A 17,684-nucleotide genomic window follows, 5' to 3' on the forward strand; every position below is an offset into this window, starting at 1 on the left:
CGCAGGGCGCGCTCCGGCGAGGCGTCAGTCGAACTTGATGCCCTGGGCCAGCGGCAGCTCGCGCGAGTAGTTGACGGTATTGGTCTGGCGACGCATGTAGCTCTTCCACACGTCGGAACCGGACTCACGCCCGCCACCGGTCTCCTTTTCGCCACCGAAGGCGCCACCGATCTCGGCACCGCTCGGCCCGATATTGACGTTGGCGATGCCGCAGTCACTGCCCTGATCGGAAACGAAGGCTTCCGCCTCGCGCACGTCGGTGGTGAAGATGCACGACGACAGCCCCTGCGGCACGTCGTTGTTGAGCGCCAAGGCCTGGTCGAAGTCGCGGTAGCTGAGCACGTAGAGGATCGGCGCGAAGGTCTCGTGCTTGACCAGCTCGTTCTGCTCGGCGACCTCGACGATCGCCGGCGAGACGTAGTAGCCATTGGGGTAGGTGTCGGCCAGCTGGCGCTCGCCGCCGAACACCGTGGCCCCCTGCTGGCGCGCCTTCTCCAGCACCGACTGCATCTGGTCGAAGGCCTGGGCGTCGATCAGCGGGCCGACCAGGTTGCCCTGCATCGGGTCGCCGATGGTGACGTTGGCGTAGGCCTTCTTGATCCGCTCGACCACCTCGTCACGCACCGACTCGTGGACGATCAGACGGCGCAGGGTGGTACAGCGCTGGCCGGCGGTGCCGACCGCCGAGAACAGGATGCCGCGCACGGCCATGTCGAGATCGGCACTGGGCGCCAGGATCATGGCGTTGTTGCCGCCCAGTTCGAGAATGCTGCGGCCGAAGCGCGCGGCGACCCGGGGCGCGACCTCGCGACCCATGCGCGTGCTGCCGGTGGCGCTGATCAGCGGCACCCGCGGGTCGTCGGTGAGGGCTTCGCCGGCTTCGCGCTCGCCGATGATCACCTGGCTCAGATCCTGCGGGGCGTCGTCGCCGAACTCGGCCATGGCGCGCTCCAGCAACGCCTGGCAGGCGAGCGCACACAGCGGGGTCTTCTCGGAGGGCTTCCACAGCAGACTGTTGCCGCACACCAGCGCCAGCGCGGCGTTCCAGGCCCAGGGCGCGACCGGGAAGTTGAAGGCAGTGATAAGACCAATCGGGCCCAGCGGATGCCAGCTCTCGCGCATGTGGTGGCCGGGGCGCTCGGAGGCGATGGTCAGGCCGTAGAGCTGACGCGACTGGCCCACGGCGAGATCGCAGATGTCGATCATCTCCTGGACCTCGCCCAGCCCCTCCTGATAAATCTTGCCGCACTCCAGCGTGACCAGCGCCCCGAGATCCTCCTTGTGCCGGCGCAGCTGCTCGCCGAACAGCCGCACCAGCTCGCCCCGCCGCGGGGCCGGTACCTGGCGCCAAGCGGCGAAGGCACGCTCGGCGCGGTCGATACGCGCGGTCACCGCCGCTGCGGACTCGTTGCTGACCCGGCCCAGCTCGCCGCCGTCGGTGGGCGAGGTGACCACATAGTCGCCGTCGCGGTAGGCCGAAGTCGCCACGCCGAGGCGTCCGAGGATCTCGTCGATCATGTTGTTCTCCTGCTGCCGGAACGAAAAAGGTGTCGCGGCAGTATTGCGCCGGCCATTGACGCGCCACAAACGACGTTTTATACCGACATCATTCCTTTTTTTCCTGCCAGCAGGCTGCCATGAATCGCCGTCATCTCCCCACCCTCACCGCCATGCAGTGCTTCGAGGCCGCGGCGCGCCATTTGAGCTTCACCCGCGCCGCCGACGAGCTGAGCCTGACCCAGAGCGCGGTGAGCAAGCAGGTCGCCCAGCTCGAGGCGATCCTCGAACATCCGCTGTTCCGCCGGGTGCGACGCCGGCTGCAGGTCACCCCGGAGGGATCGCTCTATCTCACCGAGGTGCGCAAGGTGCTGGCCCAGGTGGAGATGTCGACCCGCTACATGCAGTCCTACGGCGGCGAGAGCGAGGTGCTCAACGTCACCACCCTGCCGACCTTCGGCGCCCGCTGGCTGGTGCCGCGTCTCAACGGTTTCCGCCTGCGCTATCCCAGCGTCTATCTCAATATCGGCATCCGCACGCAGCCGTTCGATCTCGAACAGGAGCGGGTCGACGCCGCCTTCTTCTACGGCCGCGGCGTGTGGCCCAAGGCGGAGTGCATCCATATGCTCGACGAACGGATGGTGCCGGTGTGCGCGCCCTCGCTGGTGCCGGTCGGCGGCTTCGACGATCCGCTTGCGCTCACCCAGCAGGTGCTGCTGCAGAGCGATTCGCGCCCGGAGGCGTGGCATGCCTGGTTCGCCGATCAGCAGCTCTACACCCAGCACAGCTATCACGGGCCACGCTTCGATACCTTCGAGATGCTGCTGCGCGCCGCGCGAGTGGGCTGCGGGGTGGCGCTGGTGCCACAGGTTCTCGCCGCCGAGGAGCTCGCCCAGGGCCAACTGGTGCAGGCCTGGCCGCACGCGCTCGCGAGCCGCGACGCCTATTACCTCGCCTATCCCGAACACAAGGGCGAGGTGGCCAAGGTACGCGGCTTTCTCGACTGGATGCACGAACATCGTGACCGTCCCACCCTGGGTCCGGTTCAGACGCCCGCACCGACCGACGCATAGCCGGCGGGAGAATCCAGAATTTTTGGAATGATAGGGCGGCTTTTTTTCGTTTGAAGCGCCGCCTGCCCGGCTGCTTTGATGACCCGAACCGTCATCGTCGCCACTGCAGGTAGCCACCCATGGAGTTTCCCCACGTCAGCCACGCCCTCGGGGTGGTGCATCCGATCTGTCTGGAGCGCGGCGCCAACGCCGAGGTCTGGGACGAGCAGGGCCAGCGCTATATCGACTTCGTCGCCGGGATCGGCGTGCTCAACCTGGGGCACGGGCACCCACGCGTCCTGGCCGCCATTCAGGCGCAACTCGGCAAGTTGACCCACTCGGCCTTCAACGCCCTGCCCCACCGCGGCTATCTCGATCTGGCCCAGGCGCTGGATATCTTCGTGCCGGTCAGCTATCCGCTCAGCTGCATGCTCACCAACAGCGGCGCCGAGGCGACCGAGAACGCGCTCAAGCTCGCCCGTGCGCATACGGGCCGCACGGCGGTGATCGCCTTCGACGACGCTTTCCACGGGCGCACCCTGGCCGCGCTCAATCTCGGCGGCAAGGTCGCCCCCTACAAGCAGCGTCTCGGCAGCCTGCCCGGCCCGGTGTACCACCTGCCGTTTCCGGGGCCGGACAGTGGGGTCGACGCCGCCACGGCCCTGGCCGCGCTGGAACGGCTGTTCGCGGTCGAGGTTCCCGCCGAGGAGGTCGCCGCGATCATCGTCGAGCCGGTCCAGGGCGAAGGCGGCTTCCGCCGGCTCTGCCCGCACTTCGCCCGCCAGCTCCAAGCGCGCTGTCAGGCGCTGGGCATCGTGCTGATCTTCGACGAGATCCAGTCCGGTTTCGGGCGCACCGGGGCACGCTTCGCGTTCTCGCACCTGGAGGTCGAGCCCGACCTGCTGCTAATGGGCAAGAGCATGGCCGCGGGGCTGCCGCTGGCCGCCGTCGCCGGGCGCGAGGCGGTGATGAACGCGCTGCCCCGGGGCGGGCTGGGCGGCACCTACTCGGGCAACGCCCTGGCCTGTGCCGCGGCCCTGGCGGTGATCGCGGAGATGAGCGACGCCAATCTGGCGCGCTGGTCGCAGGCGGTCGAGTCCCGCGTGCTGACCCACCACCGCGAGTGGCAGACCAGCGGCCGCCACCCCATGGTCGGCGCCCTCACCGGCATCGGCGCGATGCGCGGCATCGTGCTCGACGACACCCCCAATGCCAGCGGGGCCGAGCACCTGAGCGCGCTGCTCACCGCGGCGCGCGAGCGCGGCCTGCTACTGATGCCCAGCGGGCGCAAGCGCAACGTGCTGCGCCTGCTGCCCCCACTGACCAGCGAACCCGAGATTCTCGATGAGGGCCTGGCGCGGCTCGGCGAGGCCCTGGCCACGCTGCGCGCCTGAGCGCGTCGCGTCCACGTGCTCGCCCCCGCCACACCCTGACGCGCCGCGAAGCGCCCCTTTTTGACGCCCCTCATACGCAGGAGACTTGCCATGCCCTCGTTTCTCTCCCCCGATGCGATCCGCGACCGCTTCTCGCGCGCCATGTCGGCGATGTATCAGACAGAAGTCCCCCAGTACGGCACGCTCCTGGAGCTGGTCGAGACCGTCAATCGCGAGACTCTCGCCGGCGACCCCGAGCTGGCCGCCAGACTCGAGGCCCACGATGACCTGGCACGTCTCGGCGTCGAGCGCCACGGCGCCATTCGCGTGGGCACGGCAGCGGAGCTGGCTGGGCTACGCCGGCTGTTCGCGGTGATGGGCATGCAGCCGGTGGGCTACTACGACCTCTCCGCGGCGGGGGTACCGGTTCACGCCACCGCCTTCCGTCCGGTGGACGACGCCGCGCTGGCGCGCAACCCCTTCCGTGTCTTCACCTCACTGCTGCGCTTGGAGCTGATCGAGGATCGCCAGCTGCGCGAGCGCGCCGCTGCCATCCTCGACGCCCGCCAGATCTTCACCCCGGAGGCGCTGGCGCTGATCGAGCGCCACGAAGCCCAGGGCGGGCTGAGCGAGGACGACGCCGAGCGCTTCGTCGCCGCCGCGCTGGAGACCTTCCGCTGGCACCGCGAGGCAACCGTCGACTGGCCCACCTACTGCGCCCTGCACGACCAGCATCGGCTGATCGCCGATGTGGTCTGCTTCCGTGGCCCGCATATCAATCACCTGACCCCGCGCACCCTGGATATCGACACGGTGCAGCGCCGCATGCCCGAGGTCGGGATCACCCCCAAGGCGGTGATCGAGGGCCCGCCCCGGCGCGCCTGCCCGATCCTGCTGCGCCAGACCAGCTTCAAGGCGCTGGAGGAGGAGATTCGTTTCGCCGACCGCCAGCAGGGGTCGCACAGTGCCCGCTTCGGCGAGATCGAGCAGCGTGGCATGGCGCTGACGCCAGCCGGACGCGAGCACTACGACCAGCTGCTGGCAGCCGCCCGCGAGCGCAGCCAGGGCCTCGACAACGCTGCCCACCAGCAGGTACTCGACGCTGTCTTCACGGCGTTCCCCGATGACCTGACGGAGCTGCGCCGCCAGGGGCTGGCCTATTTCGATTACCGGCTGACCCCAGCGGGCGAGGCGGTCAGAGAGGCAGCGGTGGGTGGGGAGACGGCGGACCTGGCAGCGGTGGATCTGGCCACAGTGGACCTGGAAGCGGCGATCGCCCGCGGCTGGGTCAGCGTGCAGCCGATCACCTACGAGGATTTCCTGCCGGTGAGTGCGGCCGGTATCTTCCAGTCCAATCTCGGTGACGCGCGCAGCGACGGCTACGCCGGTCACGCCAATCGCGACGACTTCGAGCAGGCGCTGGGGGCGCCGGTGATCGACGAGCTGGCGCTCTATGCTCGGCGCGAGGCGGCATCACGCCAGCGCGTGATGCACGCCCTGGGGCTCGAAGCCTGCAGTGCCGACAACTGACGCGCCCGCTCAGAGGGTGTCTACAAATTCGACGAGCGAAGGCAAGACAAGGCGAAATCGACCAAAAAAACGGAGTTTACGTGGGGTAAATGAGTATTTTGAGGTCGATTTCAACGCCGTATTGTCGAGCGCAGGCATTTTGTAAACACCCTCTCAGAAGCGCTTGGCCGAATAGGGCGCCGGCTCGATATAGGGCGTCTCGCCGCACATCATCTCCGCCAGCAGCCGCCCCGACGCTGGCCCGAGGGTGAAGCCCTGGTGAGCGTGGCCGAAGTGGAACCACAGCCCGGCGTGCTTGGGCGCCGGGCCGATCACCGGTTTCATGTCCGGCGTGCACGGCCGCGCGCCGAGCCATGGGGTCTGCTCGACCGCATCGCCGATCGCCAGAAGCTCGCGCGCGACCCGCTCGGCCTTGCTCGACTGCAGCGGCGTGGCGCGGGCGTCGAGACGCGCGAACTCTGCCCCGGTGGTGATGCGCAGGCCGCGATTCATCGGCGCCAGCATGATGCCGTTCTCGGCATCCAGCATCGCCATGCTCAGCGGCGTCGGCATGTCGTAGTGGCGGTGATAGCCGCGTTTGACGAACAGCGGCAGGTGATAGCCGAAGCGCCGCAGCAGCTCATCCGACCACGGGCCCAACGCCACCACCGCCTCGGCGGCCTCGACCGGCCCTTCGCTGGTGGTCACCCGCCAGCCGGCGCCGTGGCGTTCGAGGGTCGCGGCATCGCCGCTGACGAAGGCGCCGCCGCGGGCCTGGAACAGGCTGGCGTAGCTCGCCACCAGCGCGCCGGGGTCGCGCACCGACCACGGCTGGGTCCAGTGCACCGCCCCCGCCAGGCGCTGGGTCAGCCCGGGCTCCAGCCGCGCCAGCTCGTCGCCGCTGACCGGCGCATGCTCGACCCCGTACTCCTGAGCCAGCCGCTCGGCATTGGCCAGCCCTTTCTCCAGCGCCTCCTGGCTGCGGTAGGCGGTGCGCCAGCCGCTCTTGCGCACCAGCGCCCCGGCGCCGGCCTCCTCGATCAGGCTGTCGTGCTCGCTCAGACAGTGGGCGATCAGCCGGCTGTACTCCCTCGCCACCTGGGCGTAACGCGACGGCGAGGACCACCACCAGTACTGCGCCAGCGGCGAGGCCAGATGCGGCAGCGCCGAGGGGTGGTAGTTGACGTCGATGCCGCCCTTGCGCGCGACCTTGAAGATCATGCGGCTGTCGTGCGGGAAGGGATAGGGCTCCACCGCCTCGCGCTGGATCAGGCCGGCGTTGCCGTAGGAGGTCTCCTCCCCCGGCGCGCGGCGATCCACCAGCACCACGTTGCGCCCACGCCGCTGCAACTGCAGCGCGGTCGAGACCCCGATCATGCCGGCCCCCAGCACCACCACATCCGCTTGCATAGCCACTCCTCAGCCCTTGAACACTTACTCAGCCCTTAAACACCTACTCAGCCCTTGAACACGTCGACAGCCTCGCCATGGGTCAACGCCGATGCCGCCGCCTGTGACGAACACCGCGCCGCATCCTGTCATGCCTGTGGCAATCGATGATAACAGCAACCCCGGCGCAACCAAGCGCCGCGGGCGCGATCACCCGCACCCTCGTGGTCGACGTCAGCGTCAGCCTCAGCGGTCTGGACTTTACGCAGGCCGACTCGCCATGATGCGGTGATCACCGGTCAAGCTCATGGCCCCGCTCGGCGCCGTGCCGGAACGGCTTTGGCGTCTTCCCCCGGCCACATTGGGCGGGGGCGGCCGGTCCCTGCCATCAAACGGAGAGTTCCATGCGCAAGCGTATCCTGGCCTATCGCCGTCTCGACGAGCAGCAGCTCGACCAGCTCCGCGAGCGCTATCAGGTCGACTACTTCGGCAAGCTCGCCTCCGCCGACGACCCGGCATTCCGCGAGGCGCTGGGCCAGGCCCACGGGCTGATCGGCGCGGGGGTGAAGATCACCCCCGAGCTGCTCGACGCGGCGCCGAATCTCGAGACCATTTCGAGCATTTCGGTGGGCGTGGACAGCTACCCGGTCGAGGAGCTGACCCGCCGCGGCATCCTGCTCAGCCATACCCCGGACGTGCTCACCGAGACCACCGCCGACACCGGCTTCGCGCTGATCATGGCGAGTGCCCGGCGGGTGGTGGAGCTGGCCGAGTACGTCAAGCGCGGCGAGTGGCAGGCGAGTATCGGCGCCGAGCAGTTCGGCACCGACGTGCATGGCAAGACCCTGGGCATGATCGGCTTCGGCCGGATCGGCCAGGCGATCGCCCGCCGCGGTGCGCTGGGCTTCGGCATGCGCGTGCTCTACGCCAAGGCCTCGCCCAAACCGGCACTGGAGCAGGAGCTGGGGGCACGCCACTGCGAGCTGGACGAGCTGCTGCGCGAGGCCGACTTCGTCTGCGCCATCGTGCCGCTCAACGCCGACACCCGGCACCTGATCGGCGCGGCCGAGTTCGCGCGCATGAAGTCGAGCGCGATCTTCATCAATCTGGCCCGCGGCGAGGTGGTCGACGAAGCCGCGATGATCGAGGCCCTCGAACGCGGCGAGATCCGCGGCGCCGGTCTCGACGTCTTCGCGCAGGAGCCGCTGCCGGCCGACTCGCCGCTGCCGCGCCTGGCCAACGTGGTCGCGCTGCCGCACATCGGCTCCGCCACCCACGAGACGCGCACCGCCATGGCCCAGCGCGCCGTCGACAACCTGCTGCTGGCGCTGGATGGCAAGCGCCCGCTCAGCCCGTTCAATCCCGAGGCGTGGCCCGAGCGGCTCGACTGACAGGCCGGTGGACTGGCTCCGCCACGCCAGGCTGGGCGGGGCTTGGTTTGACCGAGGACCTATCATCCGACCGGGCCGACTTCATCGGTCAAAAAGTGTGCAATTCACGCCCCGCTGCGCCCCCCGGCTTGTCAAGCCGAAGCACGGCGACTAAAGTTGGCAAGCGTCATTGAAAACAGTGTTCCGTAACCTTATCTCAACAATGAGGTCACGGTGCCGATAACCGGGATATTGGCGCAACAGCCAACGACTCGCCAGCCACGGCCGCGGGTCACCCCTTTCACTGACAGCGCCCTCGAGGCGACCCATCATGCCCGACCCGCTCTGCTTGCTTTTCGATTGCGACGGCACCCTGGTCGACAGCGAACCGCTGCTGGCCGAGATCATGGCCAAGTACCTCACCCAGGCCGGTCTTCCGTTTCGCCCCATCGACTACATGAACGATTTTCGCGGCGCGCGCTTCGGCAGCATCGTGGCGCATCTCGAACGCGCCTACGGCGCGATCGACCCCACGCTGCGCGAAGAGACCGAGCGCGACATGCGCCGTGAGATGAACGAGCGCATGCTCAACGAGCTCGCACCGATCGAAGGCGCCGCCGGTGCCCTCGATGCGCTGGGCGGGCTGCCGCGCTGCGTCGCCTCCAACGGCCCCGAGCACAAGATCCGCCGCGCGCTCGACAGCACCGGGCTACGCCACTTCTTCGATGATCATATCTACAGCGCCTACAGCGTGGGCAGCTGGAAGCCCGACCCCGGCCTGTTCCTGCACGCCGGCCGCGACATGGGCTTCGACCCGGCCCACTGCGTGGTGATCGACGATGCCCAGGTCGGCGTGCGCGCTGCGCTGGCCGCCGGCATGCGTGTGATACACATCAACCGCTTCCCCGAGCGCGAAGCCACACCGGCGGGCGCCATCGCCATCGGTCATATGCGCGAGCTGCCTACTGCCGTCGATCGACTGCTGCCGATGCTCGCTGCCAACCACGCCTGATACCGCCCCAATCTCCTCGCGGGGCGGCGGCGGGCAGCGCTCGTCCGGGCCCGGCCGAGCGCGCTATCATGGCGTCTCAGCCATTGCAGCGGAGCCCTTCATGCCCTCCTTACAGGATCAGTTGCGCGGCCTGGTCTACTCCACCGAGCACGGTGAGACCTGCCCCGCGTGCCGCCAGGCGCTCGCCGAGTGCCGCTGTCAGGCCGACGCCGAAGCCGAGCGACTCGCCGCACTCGACGGGATCGTGCGTATCCGCCGCGAAACCAGCGGCCGCAAGGGCAAGGGCGTGACCACGATCGAAGGCGTTCCCCTCCCCCAGGAGGAGCTCAAGGCGCTGGCCAAGGTATTGAAGAAGCGCTGCGGCACCGGCGGCGCGCTCAAGGCGGGGGTGATCGAGATACAGGGCGACCATCGCGAGGTGCTCAAGCGCGAGCTAGAAACCCGCGGCTATACGGTCAAGCTGGCCGGCGGCTGAGGAATTTATCGCCGCCACGCCTGTCTCAACGCCAGCCGCTCGTTCGCCATCTCAGGAGGTCGCTTCCCATGCCGTACCCCGCCCTTTCGCGCCGCGTCCGTTCGGCCACAGCCCTGCTGGCCGTCGCCCTGCTGGCCGGCTGCGCCGGGGGGCCGCAGTTCGAGACCCTCGCTGCCCGGGTGGTCTCCGAGAACCCGGTCACCCTGCCCGCCGATGCCACCCTGGAGGTGCAGCTGGAGGACGTCACTCACGGCGACGTGGTGGCCAGCAGCCGTTACGAGCAGCTCGGTCAGCTGCCGCTGCCTGTCACGCTGCAGTATCTGCCCGACGCCATCGCGCGTGACGACATCTACCAGCTCAGCGCCCAGATTCGCAGCCATGGGCGCATCATCTACCTGAGCCAGACACCGGTGGCGGTGTTCGGTCGCCACGACCCAGCGGAGCCCGACATCCCGGTGGTGCCGACCGGGGCCGATGCGCTCTCCCCTTCGGCGCCCTGAAGCGCTCACCCCGGGGCATTGGCTTGATGCCCGGGCGAAAACCGACCACGCTGATTCGACTGTCAGTCCTCGACGGAGACGAGCATGGAAACGCGTAAGCTACCCGGTACCGATATCGAGATGTCCCGCGTGGGCCTGGGCACCTGGGCCATGGGCGGGCGCATGTGGGGCGGCACCGACGATCCCAACGCCATCCGTACCATTCACGCCGCCATCGACAAGGGCATTACGCTGATCGATACCGCCCCGGCCTACGGCTTCGGCCACTCCGAAGAGGTGGTGGGCAAGGCGGTCGCCGAGAGCGGCCAGCGCGAGCGGCTGGTGCTGGCGACCAAGGCGGGACTGGAGTGGTACGACGACGACAGCCTGGCCCGCAACGCCACCGCCAAACGGCTGGAAAAGGAGCTCGACGACTCGCTGCGGCGGCTCAAGACCGACACCATCGATATCTACCAGATCCACTGGCCCGATCCGCTGGTGGAGATCGCCGAGACCGCGGAGGCGATGGCGCGCTTTCATCAGGCGGGCAAGATCCGCGCCATCGGGGTCAGCAACTTTTCCCCCGAACAGTGCGAGGCCTTCCGCGAGGTGGCGCCGCTGCATACGCTGCAGCCCCCGTACAACCTGTTCGAGCGCGATATCGACGCGCAGATCCTGCCCTACGCCGAGGACAACGATCTGACCCTGCTCACCTACGGCGCCCTCTGCCGCGGCCTGCTCAGCGGCAAGATGCACAGCGACTCCACCTTCTCTGGAGACGACCTGCGCAACAAGGACCCCAAGTTCCAGTCGCCGCGCTTCGCGCAGTACCTGGCCGCGGTGAAGGATCTCGAGGCACTGGCCCAGGAGCGCCACGGCAAGTCGGTGCTGGCCCTGGCGGTGCGCTGGATTCTCGACCGTTCGCCCAACATCGTGGCGCTGTGGGGGGCACGCAAGCCAGCCCAGGTCGACCCGGTCGGCGACATCAGCGGCTGGCAGCTGAGCGATCGCGACCTGGCGGATATCGATGCGCTGCTCGCCGAGCACATCAAGGACCCGGTCGGGCCCGAGTTCATGGCGCCGCCGACACGCCGCTGAACGTGGTCTCAGGCGGCCTCAGCGCCGCCGTCGCGGCCTCCAGCGCGGGCCCGATCGGCGCGCTGACCTTGAGCGCATAGAGCGCATCAGCGCGCGTCCGCCCCAGGTTGAGGCAGGCGATCGGCTTGCCCTGCCGCGCCGCATGGCGGGCAAAGCGATAGCCCGAATAGACCATCAGCGACGACCCCACCACCAGCATGGCCGGTGCCCGTTCGAGGGCATCGAAGGCCGCCTGTACCCGGGCGCGGGGTACGTTGTCGCCGAAGAAGACCACATCCGGCTTGAGAATGCCGACACCGCAGCGCTGGCAGTCGGGCACCACGAAATCCGTGAAATCGACACCCTCGAGATCGGCATCGCCATCCGGCGCCACCGCCGCCGGCAGGTCGAGCCAGCGCGGATTGCGCCGTGCCAGCTCGTCGTGTAGCGCATGGCGCATCAGCCGCGCACCGCAGTGCATGCAGACCACCAGATCGGCCTGGCCGTGGAGATCGATCACCCGCTGCGAGCCGGCGCGCTGATGCAGGCCATCGACGTTCTGAGTCACCAGTTGCGATATGCCACCCCCGGCCTCCAGCGCCGCCAGGGCGTGATGCGCCTCCCCCGGCCGCGCCGCGGCAAGGGCGCGAAACCCGACCAGACTGCGCGCCCAATAGCGCTGGCGCACCGCCCGACTGGCCATGAACGCTTGGTGGCTGACCGGTGGCGGCCGCTTCCACGCCCCGCTGGCATCGCGGTAGTCGGGAATGCCGCTGGCGGTGCTCACGCCCGCTCCGGTGAGCACGAATAGCTCCGGGTAACGGACGAGGAAAGCCCCCAGCGCCTCGACGCCCGCCGCCGACGTGTCGCACATGCTTTTTGCCCTCGATCGGTGATAGAAAGGGAGCCACCCTATTTCTAATAGACTGTGTCCCGCGGAGACGCAGCACGGCTGCCCGATGCCCAATACGCTTCTGGACCCTTTGATCGAACAGCGCCTGCGCGGCCTACGCCTGGCCCGGCGGATCTATCCCCCGCGCACCCTGGGGCTGGCTGCCGGGGGGCTGTGCATCGGCAGCGCGCTGCTGACGCTGCCGACGCCGACCTGGGTCTGGCTGCTGTGGGCACTGCAGATCGCCGGCTGGTCGCATCTCGCCTACTGGCGCGCCAAGCGGCACAGCTCACCCTATCACGCCGAACGCCAGAACCTCGGCATCGACAGTCTGCTGGGTGGCTTCTGGCTCGCCGCCATGCACTTCAACCTGCTGCCGACGATCGTCGTGCTGACCATGATCAGCCTCAACAACATTGCCGTCGGCGGCACGCGCATGGCGTTGCGCGGTGTCGGGCTGCTGGCGCTGGGCAGCCTGTTCGGCATGTGGCTGATCGCACCCGGTGCACCGCCGATCATCCCCACCACCAGCGTGCTCCTGTGCAGCCTGCCGATGCTGATCACCTACCCGCTGGCGATCGGCTATATCACCTACCTGCAGGCGCGCCAGCTCAGCCGCCAGAAACGTAACCTGACCGACCTGAGCCGCACCGACGGCCTGACCGGGCTCTACAACCGGCGTTTCTGGGAAGCCCAGATCGCCGCCGAGCAGGTCACGGAGTCACCGGGTGTGATCGCCCTGATCGATCTCGACTTCTTCAAGAGCATCAATGACCGGCACGGCCATGGCGTGGGGGATGAAACCCTGCGCGAACTGGCCACGCTGCTGCGTCGGTCGCTCCCGCCGCACTTTCTGCTCGGGCGCTACGGCGGGGAGGAGTTCGGCATCCTGATGCCGGCAACCACGCTGGTACAGGCCGAGGCCGCGCTGCGCGCCTTCCAGCAGCGCCTGCGCCGACACGCGCCACCGCCACCGCTGGTGCGGATGCCCACCTGCAGCATCGGCGCCGCCGCCAAGGCGCCCCACATGACCAGCCACGAACAGTGGCTGCTGCAAGCGGACCAGGCACTCTACGCGGCCAAGAACGCCGGCCGCGACCGAATCGAGGTGGCGCACAGCGCGACATCGCAGAGCCTGCTCGACCTCGGCTAGAATGGCATTTTCGCCGCCGCCGCAAGGACATCTGCCCATGGCCTGGTTGGAATACCTGCTACCGCTGATCTTTCTCGCCCCGCTGGGGGCGGCCGCGCTGGTGGCGATCACCCTGCGGGATCTGCAGAACGTCGGCCTGCGCTCCCCCCACGACGGCAAACCGATCCGCGAAATCGCCCAGCTCCACCGCGACCGCCTCGAGCGCGCCCGGGTGGCGTTCTTTCTCGATGCCGCGCTGGCGCCGACCCTGACCCTGATGCCGCTGGTCTACGGCATGGGACGCATGCTGTTCGCCGACGAGCAGAGCTGGCTCGAATGGTCGCTCTACGGGGTGTTCAGCACCCTGCTGGCGATGCTGTTCGGCTTTCTGATCCTGCGCGACGTGCAGCGGGTGCGCCGTCTCACCCGCAGCCTGGCCTCGGAGCTGGCCATCGGTCAGGCGCTGGATCATCTGATCCGCCCGGTAGCCAAGCCCTTCTTCGTGTTCCACGACTTCCCCACCGACAGCTACAGCATCGACAACGTGCTGGTCACCCCCCAGGGGGTGTTCGTGATCCAGACCATGGCGCGGGATTTTCCCCTCGATCTGGAGGGCAACCCCAACCAGGTCGTCGCGGTGGAGTCCGAGCGGCTGCGCTTCCCCGATGGCAGTCAGCGCAGCATGCTGCGCAAGGTACGTATGGCCACGGTGTGGCTGCGCCAGTGGCTGACACGCCACACCCAGTTGAACGTGCCGGTGAAGGGCGTGCTGGTACTGCCGGGCTGGACCATCGACGACGAGACCCAGCATCTGGGCAGCGATCGCGAGGTGCAGGTGATCGACGGCGCTGATCTCGCCGCCCAGTTGGGTATCGACGGCAACGAAGTGATCGACGACGAGCAGCGCCAGCGCCTGGTGGAGTCGCTCGACCGCCGCCAACAACAATATCAACGCAAGGCGGCCGCACGCTGAACGCCGCCCGTTTTCCAGGAGATATCATGTCCGCTGCACCCGCTTTCGATGTTCTCACCTTCGGCGAAGCCATGGCGATGTTCGTGGCCGACGAAGCCGGGCCGCTGGATAGCGTCGGGCAATTTCACCGGCGCACCGCCGGCGCCGACACCAATGTCGCCATCGGGCTGGCTCGGCTGGGCTTCGACGTGCGCTGGCTCTCCCGAGTCGGGCGCGACCATAACGGCACCTTCCTGCGCCGGGCACTGGAAGCCGAGGGCCTCGACTGCCGCCATCTGATCGAGGACCCGGCGCACGCCACCGGGCTGCTGTTCAAGGCGCGCGCCGAGGGTGGCGCCGACCCCCACGTGGAGTATGTCCGCCGCGGCAGCGCCGCAAGCCATCTGTGCCTCGACGACTGCCGCGAGGTACCGCTCGATGCCGCGCGCCATCTGCACGCCACCGGCATCCCCCCGGCGCTCTCCGCCACCACCCGCGAGCTCTCGTTCGAGCTGCTCACCCGCGCCCGCGCCGCAGGGCTGTCGATCTCCTTCGACCCCAACCTGCGCCCCAGCCTGTGGGCCAGCGAGGCGGAGATGAAGCAGACGCTCAACGCCCTGGCGGCCAAGGCCGACATCGTGATGCCCGGGCTCGCCGAGGGGCGCCTGCTCACCGGGCGCGACAGCGCGCATGACATCGCCGGGGTCTATCTCGACAGCGGCGCCCAGGCGGTGGTGATCAAGCTCGGCCCCGAGGGCAGCTACTTCCGCACGCAAGACAGCGAAGGCAGCGTCGCCGGCACCCCGGTGGCCCGGGTCGTGGACACCGTGGGTGCGGGCGACGGTTTCGCCGTGGGCATCATCAGCGCGCGTCTCGATGGGCTCGACTGGCCCGCCGCGCTGCACCGCGCCAACTTGATCGGCGCGCGTCAGGTGCAGGTGATCGGCGACATGGAGGGGCTGCCCCGGCGCGACGAACTCGCCGCCATGGAGCGCAGCGGCGAGGCGATGCCCGGCTGACACGCGGGCGGCGACTCAATCCGGCGTTGCCGCCCGCGCCTCGGCCCGAAGCGCCGCCAGCACCGCGGGCTTGAGCGCGCCGAGGGCTTCGCCGGAGACTCCGCTCAGCACGATCAGCCGCGTCTGGCGCCCCTGGTGGTAACCCAGCCACAGCGGCAGCCAGAGCCGCTGCAGGGTGGCGGGCTGCACCCGCAGCGACCACAGTCGCGGCTTGGCCAGCCGCTCCCACAGCCACCAGCGCGCAAACGCCTCGGGCGAGGGACGCCCCGCCTCACTGGTCTCGCCCCCCAGCCGGGTCTCCACGCCTGCCGGCGCATCATACTCCCAGGCATCGTGGCCCAGCGGCCCGGGCCACAGCAACGCCCGCGACAGGCCACTGCGCCCCAGCAGCCAGGCATCCGGCGTCTGCGCCTCACGTGCCGTCAGCGCCACCGCCCACAGCGCCAGCCAGGCCGGTTCGAAGCGCGCGGCCGCGTAGCGCCGCAGCCGCCGGCTCGCCGCCTCGCCATCGATCCGGCGACGTAGGTGGCCCTCATCCATGGGCATGGGCCCAGAGTTGCAGCCCCCCCAGGGCCAACAGCGAAATCACGAACCAGACCAGCAGACCAAGACAGCGGGCACGCGTCACGCGGGCATCACGCCCCAGCGGCGTGGCCGCAGCACTGCGCCGGCGCAGCAGCGCCTGCATGTCCGGCGCCGTCTCCTCCAGCGTCACGTCGGCGAGCTGCTCAGGTCTCGGCGCCGGGGCGCTGAGACTGACCGCATAGCCGACCGCCAGCGATACGCCGAGCCCCACCGCATTCTGATAGAGCCAGGAGATCCCCAGGTGCGAGGCGGCCCACACCGCGGCCATGCCCAAGAGCATGCCCGCCACCGCGCCGCGCCCATTGCTGCGTCGGCTGAGCACCGCCAGCAGGAAGACGCCGAGCAGAGCGCCATAGAACCATGAGCCGATCCGATTGACCGCCTCGATCACCGGGCCGAGGTTGCCGGCGAAGAAGGCGAACAGGGTGGCGTAGAGCCCCCAGAACACGGTGGCCCAGCGCGACGCCTTGAGGTAGTGGCCTTCGTCGGCGTCGGGCCTGACGAAGCGCGCATAGAAGTCGCGCACGCTCACCGCCGAGAGCGAGTTGAGCGCCGAATCCAGGCTCGACATGGCGGCGGCGAAGACGCCGGCGATCACCAGGCCGGTGATGCCGACCGGAAAGGCCTCGACCACATAGCGCGGGAACAGCTCGTTGAGATTCTCCGGTGGGGTCAGCCCGTGCTGCTGGTAGTACGCCGCGAGCATCACCCCGATGAACAGGAACAGCAGCATCTGCGGCACCAGCAGATAGCCGCCGATCAGCAGCGAACGCTGCCCCTCGGCAATGCTCGGACTGGTCAGCACGCGCTGGATCTGGCTCTGATCGGTGCCGAAGTAGGCCACATGCATGACCACCCCACCGATCAGCCCCGCCCACAGCGAGTAGGTCACGCTGGGGTCGAGCGACAGGTCGAAGGTATCGAACATGCCGTGGGCGGCGCCGAAGGCGAAGACGTCGCTCCAGCCGCCGGGCAGGCTCGAGACCATCAGCAGCATGCTCAGGATGGCCCCGAGCCAGAGCACGAACATCTGGATCACATCGGTCCAGATCACCGCGCTGATACCGCCGAGCACGGTGTAACCGACCGCGATCACCGCCATCAGCACGATGGTCAGATCGACGCTCCAGCCGGTCACCACCGAGAGCACCAGCGCCGGCGCATAGAGCACCACACCGGTGGCCAGGCCGCGGGCGATCAGGAACAGCAGCGCCGCCAGCGACCGGGTCAGCGGCCCGAAGCGCCGTTCGAGCAACTCGTAGATGCTGTAGATACCGGCGCGATGGAAGATCGGCACCAGCACCACGATCAGCACCGCCATCGCCAGCGGCACGTTGATGAAGGTCACCAGCCGCTCGAGACCGCCTTCGAAGCCCCAGCCCGGCGCACCGATGAAGGTGATGGCGCTGGCCTGGGTCGCCATCACCGAGAGACCGATGGCCCAGCCGGGAATCCTGCGCCCACCGAGAAAGTAGTCCTGTGTCGTCGCCTGCGACTTGCCGAAGCGGGCCCCGACCCAGGCGATGCCCAGCACGTAAACGACCAGCACGATGCTGTCCCAGACAGTGAAAGCCCCCATGAGCCAATCCTCGCGTTGTTGTTATACGTCGGAGTTATACGTCGATGTTGTCCGTCGAGTGGAGAGGTGCCTGAAGCGCCTTGTATTGATGACTTCAGCCTAGCATGTCGCCACACCGGCATCGCAACGCCACGTCTCGATAGCCGTGCAGGTACCAGGAAAACCCAGCCCGACGCGGCCCGGGACGACGCGCCGTGGGGCATGAGCACTGCTCGTCGGGGCCACTGACAAACTCTCGCGACCCTCTTGCCAAACCCCGGAAAGCCTCGGATGATGCGCTCCCTTCCCCGCT

Annotated in this window: 16 protein-coding genes; 11 read left to right on the forward strand and 5 right to left on the reverse strand. The window is 68.5% G+C overall.

The features are described from left to right. Window positions 1-24 precede the first annotated feature (24 nt). A complete protein-coding gene (locus ABV408_RS17175; RefSeq protein WP_353980107.1) occupies window positions 25-1,518 on the reverse strand; it encodes an aldehyde dehydrogenase family protein in 1,494 nt (497 codons plus the stop codon). Between the two features lie 119 nt (window positions 1,519-1,637). Between ABV408_RS17175 and ABV408_RS17180 the strand changes: the two genes are divergently transcribed. The 3 genes from ABV408_RS17180 to ABV408_RS17190 all read left to right on the forward strand — a co-directional run bounded on the left by ABV408_RS17180 (window position 1,638) and on the right by ABV408_RS17190 (window position 5,452). After that, on the forward strand, window positions 1,638-2,570 hold the full coding sequence (locus ABV408_RS17180; RefSeq protein WP_353980108.1) for a LysR substrate-binding domain-containing protein: 933 nt from the start codon (window positions 1,638-1,640) through the stop codon (window positions 2,568-2,570). A gap of 119 nt (window positions 2,571-2,689) precedes the next feature. Further along, window positions 2,690-3,943: an aspartate aminotransferase family protein gene (locus tag ABV408_RS17185; RefSeq protein WP_353980109.1), complete on the forward strand. Its 1,254-nt coding sequence runs from the start codon at window positions 2,690-2,692 to the stop codon at window positions 3,941-3,943. Window positions 3,944-4,033: 90 nt separating this feature from the next. Then, window positions 4,034-5,452: a VOC family protein gene (locus ABV408_RS17190; RefSeq protein ID WP_353980110.1), complete on the forward strand. Its 1,419-nt coding sequence runs from the start codon at window positions 4,034-4,036 to the stop codon at window positions 5,450-5,452. A 153-nt stretch (window positions 5,453-5,605) separates the two neighbouring features. Here the strand turns inward: ABV408_RS17190 and ABV408_RS17195 are convergent, their stop codons facing one another. Further along, complete coding sequence (locus ABV408_RS17195) at window positions 5,606-6,841, reverse strand: FAD-dependent oxidoreductase (protein WP_353980111.1); 1,236 nt, start codon at window positions 6,839-6,841, stop codon at window positions 5,606-5,608. A 383-nt stretch (window positions 6,842-7,224) separates the two neighbouring features. Here ABV408_RS17195 and ABV408_RS17200 point away from each other — a divergent pair, with 383 nt between their 5' ends. The 5 genes from ABV408_RS17200 to ABV408_RS17220 all read left to right on the forward strand — a co-directional run bounded on the left by ABV408_RS17200 (window position 7,225) and on the right by ABV408_RS17220 (window position 11,254). After that, a complete protein-coding gene (locus ABV408_RS17200; RefSeq protein ID WP_353980112.1) occupies window positions 7,225-8,211 on the forward strand; it encodes a D-glycerate dehydrogenase in 987 nt (328 codons plus the stop codon). Window positions 8,212-8,521: 310 nt separating this feature from the next. Continuing rightward, window positions 8,522-9,202, forward strand: coding sequence for an HAD family hydrolase (locus ABV408_RS17205; protein WP_353980113.1), 681 nt, complete (start codon window positions 8,522-8,524; stop codon window positions 9,200-9,202). Between the two features lie 100 nt (window positions 9,203-9,302). Beyond that, window positions 9,303-9,677 (forward strand): translation initiation factor Sui1, encoded by a 375-nt coding sequence (locus ABV408_RS17210; protein WP_207033538.1) that lies wholly within the window; start codon window positions 9,303-9,305, stop codon window positions 9,675-9,677. Window positions 9,678-9,745: 68 nt separating this feature from the next. Continuing rightward, window positions 9,746-10,177, forward strand: a complete 432-nt coding sequence (locus ABV408_RS17215) for a YbaY family lipoprotein (protein ID WP_353980114.1) — start codon at window positions 9,746-9,748, stop codon at window positions 10,175-10,177. 84 nt (window positions 10,178-10,261) lie between these two features. After that, a complete protein-coding gene (locus ABV408_RS17220) occupies window positions 10,262-11,254 on the forward strand; it encodes an aldo/keto reductase (protein WP_353980115.1) in 993 nt (330 codons plus the stop codon). Here ABV408_RS17220 and ABV408_RS17225 read toward each other — a convergent pair. Further along, window positions 11,229-12,107: an NAD-dependent protein deacetylase gene (locus ABV408_RS17225; RefSeq protein ID WP_353980116.1), complete on the reverse strand. Its 879-nt coding sequence runs from the start codon at window positions 12,105-12,107 to the stop codon at window positions 11,229-11,231. The genes ABV408_RS17220 and ABV408_RS17225 overlap by 26 nt on opposite strands. Window positions 12,108-12,192: 85 nt before the next feature. On the opposite strand from ABV408_RS17225, the gene ABV408_RS17230 reads away from it, so the two are divergent. From ABV408_RS17230 to ABV408_RS17240, 3 genes are read left to right on the forward strand one after another with little or no spacing between them, the layout of a single operon-like run. Next, window positions 12,193-13,278: a diguanylate cyclase gene (locus ABV408_RS17230; protein ID WP_353980117.1), complete on the forward strand. Its 1,086-nt coding sequence runs from the start codon at window positions 12,193-12,195 to the stop codon at window positions 13,276-13,278. A gap of 37 nt (window positions 13,279-13,315) precedes the next feature. Beyond that, a complete protein-coding gene (locus ABV408_RS17235; RefSeq protein ID WP_353980118.1) occupies window positions 13,316-14,230 on the forward strand; it encodes a nuclease-related domain-containing protein in 915 nt (304 codons plus the stop codon). A gap of 26 nt (window positions 14,231-14,256) precedes the next feature. Further along, entirely contained in the window at window positions 14,257-15,228 is a 972-nt protein-coding gene (locus tag ABV408_RS17240; RefSeq protein ID WP_353980119.1) for a sugar kinase, read from the forward strand. A 15-nt stretch (window positions 15,229-15,243) separates the two neighbouring features. On the opposite strand, the gene ABV408_RS17245 is transcribed toward ABV408_RS17240, so the two are convergent. Together ABV408_RS17245 and ABV408_RS17250 are read right to left on the reverse strand one after the other, a co-directional pair. After that, window positions 15,244-15,768, reverse strand: a complete 525-nt coding sequence (locus ABV408_RS17245; RefSeq protein WP_353980120.1) for a hypothetical protein — start codon at window positions 15,766-15,768, stop codon at window positions 15,244-15,246. Further along, window positions 15,761-17,392: a sodium:solute symporter gene (locus ABV408_RS17250; protein WP_353980121.1), complete on the reverse strand. Its 1,632-nt coding sequence runs from the start codon at window positions 17,390-17,392 to the stop codon at window positions 15,761-15,763. Before ABV408_RS17250 ends, ABV408_RS17245 begins: the two co-directional genes overlap by 8 nt. Between the last annotated feature and the right edge of the window lie 292 nt (window positions 17,393-17,684).

It is taken from the genome of Salinicola endophyticus (assembly GCF_040536835.1).
In the GTDB taxonomy this organism is placed as follows: Bacteria; Pseudomonadota; Gammaproteobacteria; order Pseudomonadales; family Halomonadaceae; genus Salinicola; species Salinicola endophyticus_A.